The following is an 18,572-nucleotide window of genomic DNA, read 5'->3' as shown; positions in this document are numbered from 1 at the left end:
GGCTTTGGTATAATTACGCCCCGTCCTAGTGCTTTCATACAAGCACATATTTCCAACTCACTTTCTCAGGTTCATAATGACAACAAGGTATATCTTCGTTACTGGTGGCGTGGTTTCATCACTAGGTAAAGGCATTGCAGCAGCATCTTTAGCAGCAATTTTAGAGGCCCGTGGCCTTAATGTAACCATAATGAAGCTGGATCCTTATATCAATTTGGACCCGGGTACTATGAGCCCGACACAACACGGTGAAGTGTTTGTCACAGAAGATGGTGCCGAGACCGATCTCGACTTAGGTCACTATGAGCGCTTCATTCGCACCAAGATGAACCGTCGTAATAACTTCACGACCGGTCGTATCTATGAAGAGGTACTTCGTAAAGAGCGTCGTGGTGATTACTTAGGTGCCACCATCCAGGTCATTCCTCATATTACCAATGCGATCAAAGAGAAAGTGCTTGCGGGCGGCGAAGGGCATGATGTTGCTATCGTTGAGATAGGCGGAACCGTTGGTGATATCGAATCACTACCATTCTTAGAGTCTATTCGTCAGCTAAGTGTAGAGCTTGGGCGTGATCGTTCTCTGTTTATGCACCTTACATTGGTACCATTCCTGGGTGCAGCTGGTGAAGTGAAGACTAAACCGACACAGCATTCAGTAAAAGAGCTTCGCTCTATCGGTATCGCACCGGATATCCTGATCTGTCGTGGCGACCGTGCTATTCCAGCCAATGAAAAAGCGAAAATATCTCTATTCTGTAATGTTGAAGAGCGTGCCGTTATCTCTCTTAAAGATGTCGATAGCATCTACAAGATCCCTGCACTCCTTCGTGCCCAGGGGCTCGATGATATCGTGACCAAGCGCTTCAATATTGAGTGTAAAGAAGCCGATCTTCACGAGTGGGAAAATGTTATCTACCAGGAAGCTAACCCAACGGGTGAAGTCACCATTGGTATGGTTGGTAAGTACATCGAATTACCCGATGCTTATAAGTCGGTGAATGAAGCGTTGAAACATGCTGGCCTTTTCAATCGTGTATCAGTGAACATCAAGTATATCGACTCACAAACGGTTGAAGCGAAAGGGGATGAAGTTCTCGAAGGCTTAGACGGTATCCTGGTTCCGGGTGGATTCGGTGAGCGCGGCGTAGAGGGTAAGATCCTTGCGGCTAAATACGCCCGTGAGAATAACCTGCCATATTTTGGTATCTGTCTGGGCATGCAGGTTGCGTTGATCGAGTTTGCACGTCACGTTGCCGGCCTGGAAGGTGCTCATTCAACAGAATTTAACAAAGAAACACCGCACCCGGTCGTCGGTCTTATCACAGAGTGGATCGACGGAGATGGAAATGTAGAGCAACGCCATGAAGAGTCTGATCTTGGCGGCACCATGCGTTTAGGTGCACAGCTTTGCCATCTTGAAGAGGGGTCGAAAGCGGCAGCTGCATATGATGGTAATACTTGTGTCGAGCGTCACCGTCATCGCTATGAAGTCAACAACAACTATAAAGATCGTCTTGAAAAAGCAGGCTTAGTATTTAGTGGTCTCTCTTCTGACCGCCAGCTAGTCGAGATGATTGAACTGCCAAACCATCCTTGGTTTGTTGCAGGTCAATTCCACCCTGAATTTACATCAACGCCTCGTGATGGTCAGCCATTATTCGTAGGTTTTGTTGCTGCAGCCACCGCGTACCAGAAACGCGATTTAGGCTAAACCAATTTAAGGGCCGCTTCCATTTGACTGGAAGCGGCCCTTTTTGCTTTTTGGTAATGTAAATTCAGGTGACCAGATTTTATTTTAACTTTTAATTTTAAACTTAAATCGAGGTAATTATGTCTAAAATCATTAATGTCATTGGTCGCGAGATCATGGATTCACGTGGTAACCCAACAGTAGAAGCTGAAGTTCATCTGGAAGGTGGATTTAACGGTATGGCAGCTGCGCCATCGGGTGCTTCTACCGGTAGCCGTGAAGCATTAGAGTTACGCGATGGCGACAAGGCTCGCTACATGGGCAAAGGTGTATTAGCGGCTGTTGCTAACATCAATGGTCCTATCCGTGATGCGTTAATGGGCAAAGATGCCACCTCTCAAGCCGAGCTTGATCAGATCATGATCGATCTTGACGGTACCGAGAACAAAGACAAGCTGGGTGCTAATGCTATCTTGGCTGTATCACTGGCTGCTGCTAAGGCTGCTGCATCATTTAAAGGCATGCCTTTATATGCGCATATCGCAGAGCTAAACGGCACTGCAGGTCAGTACTCTATGCCTGTTCCTATGATGAACATCTTAAACGGTGGTGAACACGCTGATAACAACGTGGATATCCAGGAGTTTATGGTTCAGCCTGTTGGTGCTAAAACTTTCCGTGAAGCACTTCGCGTAGGCGCCGAGATCTTCCATAACCTGAAGAAAGTACTTCAGGAGAAAGGCCTTAGCACTTCAGTTGGTGACGAAGGTGGTTTCGCTCCTAACTTAGCTTCAAATGCCGATGCACTGGCAATGATCAAAGTTGCTGTGGAAAAAGCGGGTTACAAGCTAGGTGAAGATGTGACTCTTGCACTTGATTGTGCAGCTTCTGAGTTCTACAAAGATGGTCAGTATGACCTTACCGGTGAAGGTAAAGTCTTCAGCGCTAACGGTTTCTCTGACTTCCTTAAGTCACTGACTGAAGAGTATCCAATCGCTTCTATCGAAGATGGCTTGGATGAGTCAGATTGGGATGGTTGGGCGTATCAGACTCAGATCATGGGTGACAAGATCCAGCTGGTAGGTGACGATCTGTTCGTTACTAACACTAAGATCCTCAAGCGTGGTATCGATAACAACATCGCTAACTCAATCTTGATCAAGTTTAACCAGATCGGTTCTTTGACTGAGACCCTTGCTGCTATTCGCATGGCGAAAGATGCAGGTTATACCGTTGTCATCTCTCATCGTAGTGGTGAAACTGAAGATGCAACGATTGCCGATCTTGCTGTTGCAACATCTGCGGGTCAGATCAAGACTGGTTCTCTATGTCGTAGTGACCGTGTTGCTAAGTACAACCAACTACTACGTATCGAAGAGCAGTTAGGTGAGAAAGCACCATACCGCGGTCGTAGCGAAATCAAAGGTAAGGCATAATTTATCCGCTTAGTTTTTAGCTACCTAAGCATCATTAAATGCTAGCTCAGCACCATATGTTAGGTGTTGAAACGGAGATTTAAGATGACAGGGACAGCAAAAAACGATTAAATTACTGCGAATATTGAAAAGGTCACCATTAGGTGGCCTTTTTTGTTACTATCCTTTGCTATGTCGTCGAATTTTCAATAGTGAGTATTGAGCTAGCTATGAAGCGTCTCCTGTTTGTATTAGTAGCCCTGTTAGGCTTACTTCAATACCAGCTTTGGTTAGGAGTGAATAGCCTGCCTGAATCGTTTCATCTGCGAGAGCAGATCAGTATGCAGCAAGTGAGTAATGCTAAATTGGTCGCACGAAATCAAGTATTGCGGGAAGAGATTATCGATCTCCGTAGCGGGACCGAGGCGCTAGAGGAGCGTGCCCGCAATGAGTTGGGCATGGTAAAAAAAGATGAGACATTCTTTCGTGTCGTTGGAGGACAACGACAATCGCTTAATGGATCAAGCCAGTAACTCCTCCTTGTTTACCAACTGAATTTAGCAAGAGCGTTCTAAAATGAATGACAGCCAAGATAAAATTGTAGCTATCGTGCCAGCTGCCGGCATCGGTAGTCGAATGGGAGCCGAAATCCCCAAGCAGTACCTGCAGATAGGTGAGAGACCCATTTTAGGCCTGACACTGGAGATACTCCTGAGTCATCCTGGAATATCTGAGGTGATAGTGGCGCTTCACCCCGAGGACAGCTTCTTCAATAGTTTATCTCAATCTTCACACCCAAAACTGCGAGCCGTTATAGGGGGAGCCGAGAGAGCCGACTCGGTGCTTGCCTGTTTGAATCATCTTAGTGATGACTGCTGGGCCTTGGTTCATGATGCCGCACGCCCCTGTTTGACTCATGGTGATATCGATAAGCTCATTGCATCACGAGAGTGCTTTCCTCAGGGAGCCATTCTGGCTGCGCCGGTCAGAGATACCATGAAGCGTGGTAACGCCGATGGCACCGTAAAAGAGACTGTGTGCAGGGAACAGCTGTGGCATGCATTAACACCTCAGCTATTTCCGGCTAAAGAGCTGCAAGTAAATCTTGAGCAAGCGTTAACGATAGGTGCAAATATTACAGATGAAGCCTCTGCGATGGAGTGGGCCGGCGTGGCGCCGGGGTTGGTTATCGGAAGAGCCGATAATATTAAGATCACTCACCCGGATGATCTTGTACTGGCAGGCTTATTCTTAGGAAGTACCGCTAACTTAGGGCGATAAACTTTATTTATCGCCATAAGTGTCGCTCTATTCCCGAGTTGCCAGTATGGCAGCGGGCGTTATAAACAGAAATATGGATTGTAAATGAATATACGTATTGGTCATGGTTTTGATGTGCATAAATTTGGTGGAGAATCACCACTGTTACTCGGTGGGGTGCATGTTCCCTATGAGACAGGGCTTATTGCGCATTCGGATGGCGATGTTGTTTTACATGCTATCTCAGATGCAGTTCTCGGAGCCGTAGCACTAGGGGATATCGGAAAACACTTTCCCGATACCGATGAAGAGTTTAAGGGAGCCGATAGTCGCAAACTGCTTCGCCACTGTTACCACCTGGCTAAAGACAAGGGCTATGAGATAGGTAATCTGGATGTCACTATCATTGCTCAGGCACCCAAAATTGCCCCCCATATCGCCGCCATTCGTGAGGTTATAGCTCTCGATTTTGAAACTAAGATAGACAATATCAATGTGAAGGCGACAACGACTGAAAAACTGGGCTTTACCGGTCGTAAAGAGGGGATTGCCGTTGAAGCCGTCGTGCTTCTTGTCAAGCCTGAGCAATAACTGACAATTTAGCCGGGTTATTATTTAATACTAATTTGCTACACCCGATTGAGATAAAGATTGATCATGATTGAACTTCATTATTTACATGGTAAACCTGCTTCTAAAGCAGACCTGCGCACACATAACAGCGATTTCCAGGTACAGGAGATCCTTCCATTTGTGCCAACGGGCGAGGGTGAACATCACCTTCTTCATATTAGAAAAGATGGCCTGAATACCGCGGATGTGGCCAAGATTCTCTCCGGGTTTGCCCATGTTCATCCTAAAGAGGTTACCTATGCCGGGCAGAAAGATAAGAATGCCGTTACCGAGCAGTGGTTTGGTGTACGAATTCCCGGTAAGGAAACACCGGATTGGACCAGCCTGAATAGTGAGCAACTCACCATCCTCTCCAGCAGCAGACACAGTAAGAAACTGCGTATCGGCGCTTTGGCCGGAAATCGTTTCACACTGACTCTGCGCCAGATATCCGATATGGAAGATGTTATAGCCAGAATCGGGAAGGTTAAAGAGACTGGGGTGCCTAACTACTTTGGTGAGCAGAGGTTTGGTCACGACGGAAAAAATTTAATCTTCGGTCGGCAGATGTTTACCGGGCGTAAAGTTAAAGATAGAAAAAAAAGTAGCATGTATCTCTCTGCTGTACGCTCCTATCTGTTCAATCTGGTGGTGTCGGCAAGATTGGCCGAGCACGGCCTATCCAGATTAAACGGTGATAGTGTTCTTTTAGCGGGAAGCAAGAGCTATTTTACAGCTGAGCAGTGGGATGAAACCCTGATCGCCCGCCTTGCAGAGAAAGATATTCAGTTATCGGCGCCTATGTGGGGAAGGGGGGCTGCTTTACCTTTGGGTGAGGCGGCGAAGTTCGAATCTGAGGTGCTCAGTGAATATGAGCTGGATCGTGATGGCCTGGAGCGCGCAGGTTTAAGCCAGGAGCGACGCCCTCTTTTGCTTGAGCCACAGCACTTGAGTTATCAACAGGAGGGCGATGATACCTTAGTCATCAAGTTTGCTCTGCCTGCGGGATGTTTCGCAACCTCGGTATTAAGAGAGCTGTTTGATTACGAAGATGTCAGAGAACGCGAGTTTCGGTTGCGTCAACAAGCTAAACTAGACGAGTCTAATGCTTAAACGATTTAGCCAATCAGGCCTAAAATAGAGTAAGCGCAAACAGTAAAACAGAGCTGGCAATTAATGATTAAGATCCTTGTAAGTAATGATGATGGTGTTACGGCGCCTGGCATAAAAGCACTATCAGACGCACTATCCACTTCTTATCAGGTGATGACCGTAGGCCCCGATCGTAACTGCTCGGGAGCCAGTAACTCTTTGACCTTGACTAACCCTCTACGTATCAATACCTTGAGTAATGGTTATGTCTCGGTAAGTGGAACTCCTACCGACTGTGTACATTTAGCTATTCGAGAGCTGTATAGCGATGAACCCGATATGGTTGTATCCGGTATTAATGCCGGGGCGAACTTAGGTGATGATACCCTGTATTCAGGTACCGTTGCTGCTGCGATGGAGGGGCGGTTTCTCGGTTTACCGGCTATCGCCATCTCTTTGGTTGGTTCGAGCCTGACCCATTATGAAACGGCCGCACATTTTGCCTGTAAAGTAATAGCAGGCTTGTTGAACAAACCGATAGCACATGATCAAATCTTGAATATCAATGTCCCTGATCTGCCTATCGAGCAGATTAAGGGGATTAAGGTAACGCGACTCGGGGCTCGCCATAAAGCCGAAGGCATGGTTCGTACTCAGGATCCCGCCGGACGAGATATATTTTGGTTAGGCCCTCCCGGGGATGAACAAGATGCCAGTGAGGGGACCGATTTTCATGCGGTGGCCAATGGTTATGTGTCAGTTACGCCTTTGACTGTCGACTTGACGGCTTTTGAACAGATCTCAACAATGCAACAATGGATAGATAAGATATGAATGGGGTAGCAACAAAGTCGGCGCTGAACTTAGCAAGAAGTTTGCACCAAGCGGGGATTAAAAACGAAGATGTTTTAAAAGCCTTGGCCGATACTCCCAGGGAACTGTTTCTGGATACGGCGCTTGGCCACAAGGCTTATGAGAATACCGCCCTGCCCATAGGACAGGGGCAAACTATCTCTCAGCCCTATATTGTTGCGAGAATGACTGAGCTCTTATTGGAAAATGCCCCCTCAAAGGTATTGGAGATAGGTACAGGTTCGGGTTACCAGGCTGCTATTCTGGCTCAACTGGTTCCTGAACTATGCACGGTGGAACGTATCAAGAGCTTACAGATCCAGGCAAGACAGCGACTCAAGAGATTGGATCTTCACAATATCTCCTTCAAGTATGGGGATGGCTGGAAAGGGTGGGCTAATAAGGGGCCTTTTGACTCAATCATGGTTACCGCTGCAGCCAGCAGTATACCTGAGGCTCTGCTCGCTCAGTTAGCCGATAATGGTGTGCTGGTTATTCCAGTCGGTGAAGAGTCGCAACAACTACTGAAAGTGGTGCGTCATGGCGATACTTTTAGTTCTGAAGTGGTCGAGATGGTGCGTTTCGTGCCGCTGGTTAATGGTGAGCTGGCATAAAGTTCGCGGTGGACAGTTAAGTTTAGGAGCGTTTCTTGGTCGTTGCGTTTAAAACCTATTGGGGCATTTTATGTTTTTGTTTCCTGTCAGTAATCATAGCCGGCTGCAGTTTTCAGTCAGATAGACCCGCACCTGTTGCAAGCGTCAACATTCCGGTCAAAACGGCTTATAACAAAGGCTCATTAAAATCTGATTCTTATCGCGTAAAGAAAGGAGATACCCTCTACTCCATCGCATGGGCATCGAACAATGATTTCATTAAATTAGCTAATAAAAACAATCTGAAGAAGCCTTATACCATATATCCCGGGCAGAAACTTAACCTCAATTTGACACGGTCTGTTACAAATAGTCAACAGTCTAAAAGCACGTCAAAAACTAGTCCTAAAGTTGTATCGAAAGTGGGTAAATCCCTTAATAAACAGGTGGATAAAAAGGGTGTGGTGGCTGGAGAGGTAAAAGCAGCGCCGTCAAAAAAATCACTTGATCCAGCTCACAACTCTGAGTATTCTGTAACAAGCAATCAACAAAGTGTTAACCAGGTTGTCCACAGGCAAACCGATATACTTCCAAAAAAGGTAAGCCGATGGCAGTGGCCAAGGAAAGGTAAGTTGATTGGTACTTTTTCTGCCAAAGAGCAGGGAAATAAAGGAATTAAGATAGCAGGGAATCGTGGTGACATAATAAAATCCGCAGCCGATGGGCGTGTTGTATATGCGGGAAGTGCACTTCGAGGCTATGGAAACTTAGTCATTATCAAACACAGTGATGATTACTTAAGCGCCTACGCACATGCAGATAAGATCTTAGTCAAAGAGAAACAGTTTGTTGCCGTAGGGCAAACGCTGGCAAAAATGGGTAGTACGGGTACCGATCGGGTCATGTTACATTTCGAGATCCGTTACCATGGAAAATCTGTTAACCCACTAAAATATTTACCTAAACAATAATGGTTTAGGGGCCGATTTTGGCAATTGGAGGATAGTAAAGTGCAGTAATTTTTGAGAAAAATTTGGGAGATCATTTATGGGCCGTAAAAACAGTACCGCAATAGCGGAGCCTTTAGTGGACTTGTCTAAGAATGAGTCTGATTGTGTCATTAACAAAGGAAATAAAGCACAAGAAAATGAGCTGGAACAGCAAGTGCAGGATGATTTGCAGAAAAACCTTGATGCAACTCAGCTGTACTTAAGTGAAATTGGTTTTTCCCCCCTATTGAGTGCGGAAGAAGAGGTTTATTTTTCACGCAAAGCCTTAAAAGGCTGTGCAAAATCTCGCAATCGCATGATCGAAAGTAATCTAAGATTAGTCGTAAAAATTGCCCGTCGTTACAACAACCGTGGTTTAGCACTTTTGGACCTCATTGAAGAGGGAAACTTAGGTCTGATAAGAGCCGTAGAGAAGTTTGATCCTGAAAGAGGTTTCCGTTTCTCAACCTATGCAACCTGGTGGATTAGGCAGACAATTGAACGTGCCATCATGAATCAAACCAGAACGATTCGTCTACCGATTCATGTTGTTAAAGAGCTTAATGTCTACCTGAGAACGGCCAGAGAGTTAGCGCACAAGTTAGATCACGAACCTACGGCTGAAGAGATAGCAGAAAAGTTAGACCTTCCAAGTGCAGATGTCAGTCGTATGTTAAAGCTCAATGAAAGGATCACATCTGTCGATACTCCTCTAGGTGGAGATAATGATAAGGCATTACTGGATGTGCTTGCCGATGACGATAATGTCGGCCCGGACTATAAGGTCCAGGATGAAGATATGTCTAAGTCAGTTGTGAAGTGGTTAGATGAGCTCAATACAAAACAGAGAGAGGTGTTAGCGCGCCGTTTTGGATTGCTGGGTTATGAACCATCTACCCTTGAAAATGTAGGTAAAGAGATTGGATTAACCAGAGAGCGTGTTCGTCAGATACAGGTTGAAGCGTTAAAACGACTCAAAGATCTGCTGGGTTCACAGGGACTATCGGTCGAAGCGATATTTAAAATTTAAGTTTGTATAACTACTTAACGCATTTATGAGCTTTGACTCTTAAGTAGTTAGCATCTAAGAAGGTGCTCTGATAACTCCAGGCATTCTTATAATAGTTATCTGTTTTGTTTTTCACTATTCGTTGTAGATAACTTATTATTTTATCAGGCATTTAAGATAACTAAAAAAGCGCACATCTATGTGCGCTTTTTGTTATTTGAGCGAAATGGGTTTCCGTTGGTGGACTATTTCGTTAACTGTTTGAGCTCATACAGGATATCAAGCGCCTGCCTCGGTGTTAATTCATCGGGGTTAACCTTATCCAATGCATCATCTAAAACTGAGTTTGTCGGTTCATCAAATACCATGTTTTGTTGACCGCCAGTGACTGCTTCGCCAGTATCTGAGTGAGCATCACGACTCTCTAAGTGGTGTAACTTATGTTTAGCTGCGGTGATAACCTTATTGGGGACTCCTGCCAATGCGGCCACCTGTAAGCCATAGCTCTTGCTTGCTGCCCCCTCCTGTACCGCATGCATAAACACAATAGAGTCACCGTGTTCGATGGCATCAAGGTGAACATTTTCAACATTGGACATGATCTCGGGGAGTTGAGTCAGTTCAAAGTAGTGGGTAGCGAACAGGGTCATAGCTGCAATTTTCTGAGCCAGATACTCGGCAGCAGACCAGGCGAGAGACAGGCCATCATAGGTCGATGTCCCCCGACCTATCTCATCCATCAACACCAGGCTTTCCGGGGTGGCATTATGGAGAATATTGGCGGTTTCGGTCATCTCGACCATGAAGGTTGAACGACCCGAAGCCAGGTCATCGGCTGCACCGATACGGGTAAAGATACGATCTACGGGCCCTATCACGGCACTCTGGGCGGGAACATAGGATCCAATATGAGCCATTAAGGTGATCAAGGCAACCTGGCGCATATAGGTCGATTTACCCCCCATATTGGGTCCGGTGACGATGAGCATTTTTCTTGATGGGCTCAGGGTTACCGGGTTGGCAATAAAAGGGGTCTGACTGACTTGCTCAACGACCGGGTGACGTCCCGACTCGATATGTATACCCGAAGTCTGTGACAGAGTAGGACAGTTGTAATTTAAGGTTTCGGCACGTTCGGCAAAATTGTTGAGCACGTCGAGCTCGGCTGCGCCTTGTGCAAACTGCTGTAAATCATGAAGTTTTGGTAGTATTTTATCAAATAACTGTTCCCATAACTGTTTCTCCAGAGCCAGTGCCTTCCCTTGACTGGAGAGTACCTTCTCTTCGTGTTCTTTAAGCTCAGCGATGATATAACGCTCAGTATTTTTGAGTGTCTGTCTGCGCTGATAGCTTAATGGCACCAGATCAGATTCCCTGCGGCTGACTTCAATGTAGTAACCATGGACCCGGTTATAGCCGACCTTGAGTGTCGATATTCCGGTTAACTCTTTCTCTCTGGCTTCGAGTTCAGAGAGGTAATCGGTAGCGCCCTGACTAAGTGCCCGCCACTGATCAAGCTCGGCATTATAACCCTCTTTCAGTACGCCTCCATCGCGGATAAGCATAGGAGGGTTATCCACTATTGCACGCTCTAACAGTTCAAGCTCGTCAGGAAACTCCCCCAGCTTTCTGCCCAGATGATGGAGGTGCGGTGACTGACAAGGGGCGAGGGATTGCTGAATTTCAGGCAAAATTGAGATGGCTTGTTTCAGGCGTGCAAAATCTCTGGGCCTTGCGCTACGAAGGGCCAGTCTGGCGGTGATACGCTCGACATCGCCTAAGGCTTTCAGCAGTGGCTCGAGCGTATCGAACAGGTTAGTATCCAGGATCTCTGTGAGCGCACTCTGACGGGACTCTATCTGCTGTCGGTCCCTTAAAGGTTCATGGATCCAACGTTGAAGCATACGGCTTCCCATTGGGGTCGCAGTATTATCCAGTACCGAGGCTAAGGTGTTTTCATGGCCCCCCTGTAAGTTGAGCGTTAGCTCCAGGTTTCGCCGGGTTGCAGCATCCAGAACGATACTCTCGCTCTGGTTGAAGCGAACGATCGAATTGATATGAGGCAGTGCCGTTCGTTGAGTGTCTTTGACATACTGCATTAAACAACCGGCAGCCTGCAGAGACAGGCGGGCATCATCCAAACCGAACCCACGCAGATCTTTAGTTCCAAATTGATTGAGGAGTAACTTTTGACTGGTGTCGAAATCAAATTCCCACTCGGGGCGTCTGCGTTTACCGTTAAAGCTTGAGATTAATCCCATCTCACAGAAATCTTCACTATAGAGGAGTTCTGCCGGGTTTGTACGTTGTAGTTCGGCTTCCAGTGCCTCTGTGGTTGCAAGCTCTGCTACGACAAAGCGCCCTGAACTAACATCCAGTGTCGCGTATCCATAGCCACTCTTACCGTGATAAACGGCGGCGAGCAGGTTATCTTGCCTCTCCTGTAACAGGGCCTCATCGGTTAAGGTGCCGGGCGTGACGATGCGAACCACTTTTCTCTCTACAGGCCCTTTAGAGGTCGCCGGATCGCCGACCTGCTCACAGATGGCGACAGAGACTCTTAGTTGAACCAGCTTAGCTAAGTAGCCCTCGACCGCGTGGTAAGGCAGTCCCGCCATAGGAATGGGATCACCGCCGCTCTTTCCTCTGGCCGTCAGTGAGATCCCCAATAGCTCAGACGCTTTCTTGGCATCGTCGTAAAATAGTTCGTAGAAATCCCCCATGCGATAAAAGAGTAACATCTCCGGGTGCTCAGCTTTTAGCGTCAGGTACTGGCGCATCATTGGCGTGTGTTTTTCTAGGTTTTGGGTATCGATTTCTTTCATCTACAGGTCGTCTCTTCTCTGACGTTTTGAGCGGGCTTTATCAACGGGTTGAGTAGCCATAAATAGTTGGCGCCAATATTATCAATATTTTCTCTATTATTGAGCCTTTTCTGCTGAAAAATAGTGAGATTGAATTTTATCAGGGGTAACAGCTGCTTCGCTGCTTGAATCGGGGTTGAGAAAAAATAATCATGATCAGCACTTGATACTGTATGATTGTACAGTATACTAGTTTGCATATTGAGACTCCCAACGGATATGTTTCCTGACAGAGATTAACCGGAGGGGTCATCACAAGATTTATATCAGCGTAATCGCTGCGCCTCTGAGGATTTTGAAATGAAGATTGATGGGAACAAAGAGAAAGCACTTAACGCCGTATTAGGGCAGATCGAAAAGCAGTTCGGTAAAGGCTCTATCATGAAGTTGGGCGAAAACCGCTCTATGGATGTTGAGACTATCTCTACCGGTTCACTCTCTTTGGATGTAGCCTTGGGCGCCGGTGGTCTTCCTATGGGACGTATTGTAGAAATTTATGGTCCGGAATCATCGGGTAAAACAACGCTGACTCTTGAAGTCATTGCAGCGGCACAACGTGAAGGTAAAGTGTGTGCCTTTATCGATGCCGAGCATGCATTGGATCCTATCTACGCACAGAAGTTGGGTGTTGATATTGATAACCTGCTTTGTTCACAGCCTGATACCGGTGAGCAGGCACTGGAGATTTGTGATGCCTTGACACGCTCCGGCGCCGTCGATGTTATTGTCGTCGACTCGGTTGCAGCACTGACACCTAAAGCCGAAATCGAAGGTGAGATCGGTGATTCTCATATGGGGCTTGCGGCGCGTATGATGAGTCAGGCGATGCGTAAGCTTGCGGGTAATCTTAAGCAAACCAATACCATGCTTATCTTCATTAACCAAATTCGTATGAAGATTGGTGTCATGTTTGGTAACCCCGAAACTACAACTGGTGGTAATGCGCTTAAGTTTTATGCTTCGGTCCGTCTGGATATCCGTCGTACCGGTGCCATTAAGGATCGTGATGAGGTGGTAGGTAACGAAACCCGCGTCAAGGTTGTTAAAAATAAGGTTGCGGCGCCGTTTAAGCAAGCCGAGTTCCAGATCTTATATGGACAGGGTATTAACAGCACAGGTGAACTTGTCGATCTGGGGGTGGCTCATAAGCTGATCGAAAAAGCGGGTGCCTGGTATAGCTATAAAGGCGATAAGATAGGTCAGGGGCGTGCTAATGCAGGTAAGTATCTGGTTGAGAACCCTGCCGTTGCCGAAGAGATCGATACTGCACTTCGTGCATTGCTGTTATCTCCGGCGGCACCTGCGGCGGACCCTGCCAGTGGCGATGAGAATATCGATCTTGAGACGGGCGAAGTGTTTTAATCCCTCTTCACTATTAAGTCGACCGATCTGTAAAGATTAGGGCCATTGGGCTCACTATTTCGCGGTCGCGCAACTTGCGCGCCGCGATTACTCCCGCCAAGAGTAAGCTAATATTCAGAAGGTTTGGTTCCGCAGAGATAGAAGAGGTCTTAGACCTGTGTGAAGCCAGTGGTTTTCCCGATGACAGCCGCTATGGCGAACTACTCATCAGAACTCATATCAGTAAGGGGCTGGATAAAGATATCAATAGCCTTGCCTTAGATGCCTTAGATGCCTTAGATGCCTGTGATTGTGATTGGTATGAGTCGGCTAAGCAAAAAGCCTTCAAGAAGTATTCTGCCTCTCCCATCAAAGCTAACAAAGATGAAGTCAAACGGATCCGATGCCTGTTGGGTCAGGGGGCATATGGCCAGATAACCTATGCGCTGGACTATGACCCCCGACGATGAATAGAGTCGCTATTTTTAAGTGTGGAGCCTACCGCTTTAAAACATAGAACAGGTTTAGAGACACACTTTATTTTCTCTTTATCTTTCCTTTGCGACTTTCCCCTCCTAAAACTCTGGTTGTTATCATTGAGACTGATTATAATGTTCGGCTAAATAGAATGTCGGTGATTTCACAAAGTCACTGTTAGCTTAACCTTATTCAGGATGATTTCATGTATCAAACCACTGCAGCGCTAAGAAGTGCTTTCTTAGAGTATTTCCGTACTAACGGTCATCAGGTTGTGGACAGCAGTTCACTGGTACCTGTAAACGATCCAACCTTGCTATTTACCAATGCAGGTATGAACCAGTTTAAAGATGTGTTTCTGGGTGAAGATAAGCGCAGCTATACGCGTGCGGCATCGTCTCAGCGTTGTGTTCGTGCCGGTGGTAAGCACAATGACTTAGATAATGTGGGCTATACGGCCCGTCATCATACTTTCTTTGAGATGCTGGGCAACTTTAGTTTTGGCGACTACTTTAAGCGTGATGCTATCTCTTTTGCATGGAACTTTCTGACTCAAGAGCTGAAGCTGCCTAAAGAGCGTCTATGTGTCACAATTTATGAAACCGATGATGAAGCTTATGATATCTGGACCAAAGAGATAGGCGTACCCGCAGAAAACCTCATCCGTATCGGTGACAATAAAGGTGCCCCTTATGCGTCTGACAACTTCTGGCAGATGGGTGATACCGGACCTTGTGGCCCATGTTCGGAAATTTTCTATGATCATGGAGAGCATATTTGGGGCGGACGTCCAGGGACCCCGGAAGAAGATGGTGACAGATTCATCGAGATCTGGAACATCGTTTTCATGCAGTACAACCGTCAATCAGATGGTGAGATGTTGCCATTGCCTAAGCCGTCTGTGGATACGGGTATGGGAATTGAACGTATCGCTGCAATCATGCAGGGTGTTCATTCAAATTACGAGATCGATATCTTCCAGGCGTTGATCAAGAAGACTGCAGAGATCTTATCGGTAAACGATTTAGAGAATAAGTCGCTGCGGGTTATTGCCGATCACATTCGCTCCTGTGCCTTCCTGATCGCCGACGGTGTGATGCCATCGAATGAGGGGCGTGGTTATGTACTTCGTCGTATTATTCGTCGTGCGGTTCGTCATGGTAATAAGCTTGGTGCCACCGACTCCTTCTTCTATAAGTTGGTTCCTACATTAATTGAAGTGATGGGAGATGCGGCAAAAGGTTTAGTGGCTACTCAAGCTATTGTTGAGAAGTCGTTGAAAGCCGAAGAGGAACAGTTTGCGCGTACACTCGAGCGTGGTTTAGGGATCTTAGACGCAGCCCTGAATGCGCTTAAGGGGGATGTGTTAGACGGTGAAACGGCATTTAAGCTATATGATACCTACGGTTTCCCTGTTGATTTGACTGCCGATGTCTGTCGTGAGCGTGAGATCACTGTAGATGAGGAGGGCTTTGAAGCCGCGATGGCTGAGCAGAGAAGCCGTGCTCAGGCGGCGGGGCAGTTCGAAACAGACTACAATGACTCCCTGAAAATTGATGAGCAGACCCACTTCTCAGGTTATACCGAATTAACTGCACCGGGAAAGATCACCGCAATCTACAAGGCGGGAGAGTCGGTCGACTCTTTGAATGCCGGTGATGAAGCCGTTATCGTCCTCGACAGCACTCCCTTTTATGGAGAGTCGGGCGGGCAGTGTGGTGACCGGGGGATATTGTCGGCCGCTGGTGTCGAGTTTGATGTGAAGGATACTCAAAAGTATGGCCAAGCCGTTGGTCATCAAGGAACATTAACTTCAGGTACGGTAACGGTCGGTGATAGCCTCGAAGCGAACGTCGACAAGAAGCTGCGTCATCGCACCGAACTCAACCACTCTGTCACCCACCTGTTACATGCGGCTCTGCGTCAATTGTTGGGTACTCACGTGACTCAAAAAGGCTCCTTGGTTGATGCTGAAAGGTTGCGTTTTGATTTCTCTCATTTCGAGGGGGTTAAGCCTGAAGAGCTCAAGGCGGTTGAAGATCTGGTTAACACTCAGATCCGTAGAAACCATAAGCTTAGCGCCGAAGTGATGGATATGGAGCAAGCTAAAGAGAAGGGCGCGATGGCGCTCTTCGGTGAGAAGTATGCCGATGAAGTCAGGGTTGTGACAATGGGTGACTTCTCGATCGAGCTTTGTGGTGGTACTCACGTTGGTCGTACCGGCGATATCGGCCTGTTTAAGATCACCTCTGAAGGTGGGATCGCGGCGGGTGTTCGTCGTATCGAAGCGGTAACAGGTGCTGCGGCTATGGCCCATGTCGCATCGCAAAAAGCGGAGTTAGATCAGGCGGCAGCTTTGCTTAAGGCTGACAGTGCTTCAGTCGTTTCTAAGCTGAAGGCTCAACTGGATCGTACTAAGATGCTTGAGAAAGAGTTATCGCAGCTTAAAGATAAGCTCGCTGCGGCTACGAGTGCTGATTTGGCGGGTGAAGCTCAGCAGGTTAACGGTGTTAATGTGCTGGTCAAGAAACTCGATGGTGTCGAAGCTGGGGCGCTACGTGGATTGCAGGATGAGCTTAAACAGAAGTTAGGTTCGGGCATCGTAGTGCTTGGTATCGCCGGAGAAGCCAAAGTTAACCTTATCGTAGGAGTCACGAAAGACCTGACCTCTAAAGTTAAGGCGGGAGAGTTGGTTGCATCTATCGCATCACAAGTCGGTGGTAAAGGTGGTGGACGTCCGGATATGGCGCAAGCCGGTGGCAGCCAACCAGAAAACCTTGATAGTGCCTTAGAGCAAGTGATTCCATGGCTTGCTGAACGCCTGGCTTAAGTGCCGGTGTAAATTGCCTTTGTTGATTAAAAAGCGCTTCAGTCATCTGAAGCGCTTTTTTATATGGCAGCAGCTTTGCCTCGCACCTCAGTGCTGATAAGGTCAATCGCCCGTGAAGCCTCCTGCAATCAAAATACTATCGCCTGTTGTAATAGTTTGACCGGGTTAATGTAGGAGTTGTTAATGTAATTGATAATGAATAGATCTATCTTGTCTCTATGGAGATTTGTTCCTTGGGTAATGGAGGATTTAATGCTAGCTTAGTGGCACAGCTTACTGTTAGTTAGCTATTAGCATGGCCCTAGCATGTTATCAGGTACGGTTCGGGGGCTATATCACGCTTTTGAATTAAATTTGCTGCATTTTAATGAGGGATTTCGGCAAGAGTACTATTAATTTGTACTAAGCTAACCTTATAATAAGGTTATATAACGGATTAGTGCCGTATAAAGCAGAATTAGGAACTAAAGGAGTAAACGAATGCTGATATTGACTCGTCGTGTTGGTGAAACACTGATGATTGGTGATGAAGTAACTGTCACTGTTTTAGGCGTTAAAGGTAATCAAGTGCGTATCGGTGTTAATGCGCCTAAAGAAGTGTCTGTGCATCGTGAAGAGATCTACCAGCGCATTCAGTCTGAGAAAGCCGGCAGTCCTTCAGAGGGCGGTAATTTTTAATCTGCCAGCTTCACAAATGTGAGTCTTTAAATAGAGAAGTCAGTTGATAGCTGGCTTTTTTGCTTTCTGTCCCAGGATTAGAGATCCCATCGGTTCTGCTTTGAAATGGCTTACTCAATGTTTTGAGTCCAGTTCTTTAATTGAGTCAATATTTCAATGGTTCAGGTTTTAATTCAATGACTGTAAGCAGACCTTGTCGGGTTATAACCACTCCAGCTGTTAACCGTCATCGGGCTCAGGTTAAATAGTGCTGACTGACTCAATGATATGGGGTGCCGTAAGGGCTTAGCCGTTATCTTTGTCTTATTGAGTCGCTCTGTTCCCGCTGGCTGATCAGATATTTAATTGGTTCGGTATAATAATTGGTTAATCTGTTTAAAAACGCTCCAAACAGAAATGCTTTAAAAGAAATGGTTTGACTTATTTTCTTCAAACAGTAATATGTGCGCCAAGAAACGGAGAGGTGGCCGAGTGGCCGAAGGCGCTCCCCTGCTAAGGGAGTATGGGCTTTAAATCCCATCGAGGGTTCGAATCCCTCCCTCTCCGCCATTTCTTGCTTGCAAAATTCGATGCGGATGTAGCTCAGCTGGATAGAGTACCTGGCTACGAACCAGGCGGTCGGAGGTTCGAATCCTCCCATCCGTACCATTTTGTGAGTCGACGGAATATATTGAAATACGTTGCGCGTGTAGCTCAGCTGGATAGAGTACCTGGCTACGAACCAGGCGGTCGGAGGTTCGAATCCTCCCACGCGTACCATTCAATATAGCGAGTCCGATGATTTTATTTGTGCGCGTGTAGCTCAGCTGGATAGAGTACCTGGCTACGAACCAGGCGGTCGGAGGTTCGAATCCTCCCACGCGTACC

At 46.9% G+C, this 18,572-nt stretch carries 15 protein-coding genes and 4 tRNA genes; 18 read left to right on the top strand and 1 reads right to left on the bottom strand.

Annotated elements, in window-relative coordinates; all coding sequences use genetic code 11:
- Positions 1-76 precede the first annotated feature (76 nt).
- The 10 genes from Q1B47_RS11865 to rpoS all read left to right on the top strand — a co-directional run bounded on the left by Q1B47_RS11865 (position 77) and on the right by rpoS (position 9,536).
- Complete coding sequence (locus Q1B47_RS11865; protein ID WP_299793667.1) at positions 77-1,714, top strand: CTP synthase; 1,638 nt, start codon at positions 77-79, stop codon at positions 1,712-1,714.
- A 119-nt stretch (positions 1,715-1,833) separates the two neighbouring features.
- On the top strand, positions 1,834-3,129 hold the full coding sequence (eno, locus tag Q1B47_RS11860; protein ID WP_299793664.1) for a phosphopyruvate hydratase: 1,296 nt from the start codon (positions 1,834-1,836) through the stop codon (positions 3,127-3,129).
- A gap of 209 nt (positions 3,130-3,338) precedes the next feature.
- A complete protein-coding gene (ftsB, locus tag Q1B47_RS11855) occupies positions 3,339-3,641 on the top strand; it encodes a cell division protein FtsB (RefSeq protein WP_299793661.1) in 303 nt (100 codons plus the stop codon).
- Between the two features lie 43 nt (positions 3,642-3,684).
- The gene (gene ispD, locus Q1B47_RS11850; RefSeq protein ID WP_299793658.1) at positions 3,685-4,389 is read left to right on the top strand and encodes a 2-C-methyl-D-erythritol 4-phosphate cytidylyltransferase; all 705 of its coding nucleotides are present in this window, start codon (positions 3,685-3,687) and stop codon (positions 4,387-4,389) included.
- An 84-nt stretch (positions 4,390-4,473) separates the two neighbouring features.
- Positions 4,474-4,959 (top strand): 2-C-methyl-D-erythritol 2,4-cyclodiphosphate synthase, encoded by a 486-nt coding sequence (ispF, locus tag Q1B47_RS11845; protein WP_299793655.1) that lies wholly within the window; start codon positions 4,474-4,476, stop codon positions 4,957-4,959.
- 66 nt (positions 4,960-5,025) lie between these two features.
- Positions 5,026-6,093, top strand: a complete 1,068-nt coding sequence (locus tag Q1B47_RS11840; RefSeq protein ID WP_299793651.1) for a tRNA pseudouridine(13) synthase TruD — start codon at positions 5,026-5,028, stop codon at positions 6,091-6,093.
- A gap of 63 nt (positions 6,094-6,156) precedes the next feature.
- Positions 6,157-6,906, top strand: a complete 750-nt coding sequence (gene surE / locus Q1B47_RS11835) for a 5'/3'-nucleotidase SurE (protein WP_299793648.1) — start codon at positions 6,157-6,159, stop codon at positions 6,904-6,906.
- Complete coding sequence (locus tag Q1B47_RS11830) at positions 6,903-7,538, top strand: protein-L-isoaspartate(D-aspartate) O-methyltransferase (protein ID WP_299793645.1); 636 nt, start codon at positions 6,903-6,905, stop codon at positions 7,536-7,538. Before surE ends, Q1B47_RS11830 begins: the two co-directional genes overlap by 4 nt.
- Before the next feature lie 35 nt (positions 7,539-7,573).
- Positions 7,574-8,488 (top strand): peptidoglycan DD-metalloendopeptidase family protein, encoded by a 915-nt coding sequence (locus Q1B47_RS11825; RefSeq protein ID WP_299793642.1) that lies wholly within the window; start codon positions 7,574-7,576, stop codon positions 8,486-8,488.
- A gap of 76 nt (positions 8,489-8,564) precedes the next feature.
- Positions 8,565-9,536, top strand: a complete 972-nt coding sequence (gene rpoS, locus Q1B47_RS11820; RefSeq protein WP_299793638.1) for an RNA polymerase sigma factor RpoS — start codon at positions 8,565-8,567, stop codon at positions 9,534-9,536.
- A 224-nt stretch (positions 9,537-9,760) separates the two neighbouring features.
- On the opposite strand, the gene mutS is transcribed toward rpoS, so the two are convergent.
- On the bottom strand, positions 9,761-12,340 hold the full coding sequence (mutS, locus tag Q1B47_RS11815; protein ID WP_299793635.1) for a DNA mismatch repair protein MutS: 2,580 nt from the start codon (positions 12,338-12,340) through the stop codon (positions 9,761-9,763).
- Between the two features lie 339 nt (positions 12,341-12,679).
- Between mutS and recA the strand changes: the two genes are divergently transcribed.
- The 8 genes from recA (at position 12,680) to Q1B47_RS11775 (ending at position 18,570) form a co-directional block, all read left to right on the top strand.
- Complete coding sequence (gene recA / locus Q1B47_RS11810; protein ID WP_299793632.1) at positions 12,680-13,741, top strand: recombinase RecA; 1,062 nt, start codon at positions 12,680-12,682, stop codon at positions 13,739-13,741.
- A 74-nt stretch (positions 13,742-13,815) separates the two neighbouring features.
- Positions 13,816-14,190 carry a RecX family transcriptional regulator gene (locus Q1B47_RS11805; RefSeq protein WP_299793629.1) on the top strand — a complete coding sequence of 125 codons (375 nt, stop codon included), beginning with the start codon at positions 13,816-13,818 and terminating at the stop codon, positions 14,188-14,190.
- Positions 14,191-14,402: 212 nt separating this feature from the next.
- Positions 14,403-17,027, top strand: coding sequence for an alanine--tRNA ligase (gene alaS / locus Q1B47_RS11800; RefSeq protein WP_299793626.1), 2,625 nt, complete (start codon positions 14,403-14,405; stop codon positions 17,025-17,027).
- Between the two features lie 480 nt (positions 17,028-17,507).
- Positions 17,508-17,705 (top strand): carbon storage regulator CsrA, encoded by a 198-nt coding sequence (csrA, locus tag Q1B47_RS11795; RefSeq protein WP_299793623.1) that lies wholly within the window; start codon positions 17,508-17,510, stop codon positions 17,703-17,705.
- A gap of 457 nt (positions 17,706-18,162) precedes the next feature.
- Positions 18,163-18,254 (top strand) — tRNA-Ser (locus tag Q1B47_RS11790).
- A 22-nt stretch (positions 18,255-18,276) separates the two neighbouring features.
- Positions 18,277-18,353, top strand: a tRNA-Arg gene (locus Q1B47_RS11785).
- A 34-nt stretch (positions 18,354-18,387) separates the two neighbouring features.
- A tRNA-Arg gene (locus Q1B47_RS11780) sits at positions 18,388-18,464 on the top strand.
- A gap of 32 nt (positions 18,465-18,496) precedes the next feature.
- A tRNA-Arg gene (locus Q1B47_RS11775) sits at positions 18,497-18,570 on the top strand.
- Positions 18,571-18,572 lie beyond the last annotated feature (2 nt).

Source organism: uncultured Shewanella sp. (assembly GCF_947501225.1).
Classification (GTDB): domain Bacteria; phylum Pseudomonadota; class Gammaproteobacteria; order Enterobacterales; family Shewanellaceae; genus Shewanella.
This window is presented reverse-complemented; position numbering and strand designations above follow the sequence as displayed.

Excerpts from the sequence above, each read along its gene's own strand:
- Q1B47_RS11865 (WP_299793667.1), top strand. The coding sequence starts at position 77 with ATGACAACAAGGTATATCTTCGTTACTGGTGGCGTGGTTTCATCACTA.
- eno (WP_299793664.1), top strand. The coding sequence starts at position 1,834 with ATGTCTAAAATCATTAATGTCATTGGTCGCGAGATCATGGATTCACGT.
- ftsB (WP_299793661.1), top strand. The coding sequence starts at position 3,339 with ATGAAGCGTCTCCTGTTTGTATTAGTAGCCCTGTTAGGCTTACTTCAA.
- ispD (WP_299793658.1), top strand. The coding sequence starts at position 3,685 with ATGAATGACAGCCAAGATAAAATTGTAGCTATCGTGCCAGCTGCCGGC.
- ispF (WP_299793655.1), top strand. The coding sequence starts at position 4,474 with ATGAATATACGTATTGGTCATGGTTTTGATGTGCATAAATTTGGTGGA.
- Q1B47_RS11840 (WP_299793651.1), top strand. The coding sequence starts at position 5,026 with ATGATTGAACTTCATTATTTACATGGTAAACCTGCTTCTAAAGCAGAC.
- surE (WP_299793648.1), top strand. The coding sequence starts at position 6,157 with ATGATTAAGATCCTTGTAAGTAATGATGATGGTGTTACGGCGCCTGGC.
- Q1B47_RS11830 (WP_299793645.1), top strand. The coding sequence starts at position 6,903 with ATGAATGGGGTAGCAACAAAGTCGGCGCTGAACTTAGCAAGAAGTTTG.
- rpoS (WP_299793638.1), top strand. The coding sequence starts at position 8,565 with ATGGGCCGTAAAAACAGTACCGCAATAGCGGAGCCTTTAGTGGACTTG.
- mutS (WP_299793635.1), bottom strand. The coding sequence starts at position 12,340 with ATGAAAGAAATCGATACCCAAAACCTAGAAAAACACACGCCAATGATG.
- recA (WP_299793632.1), top strand. The coding sequence starts at position 12,680 with ATGAAGATTGATGGGAACAAAGAGAAAGCACTTAACGCCGTATTAGGG.
- alaS (WP_299793626.1), top strand. The coding sequence starts at position 14,403 with ATGTATCAAACCACTGCAGCGCTAAGAAGTGCTTTCTTAGAGTATTTC.
- csrA (WP_299793623.1), top strand. The coding sequence starts at position 17,508 with ATGCTGATATTGACTCGTCGTGTTGGTGAAACACTGATGATTGGTGAT.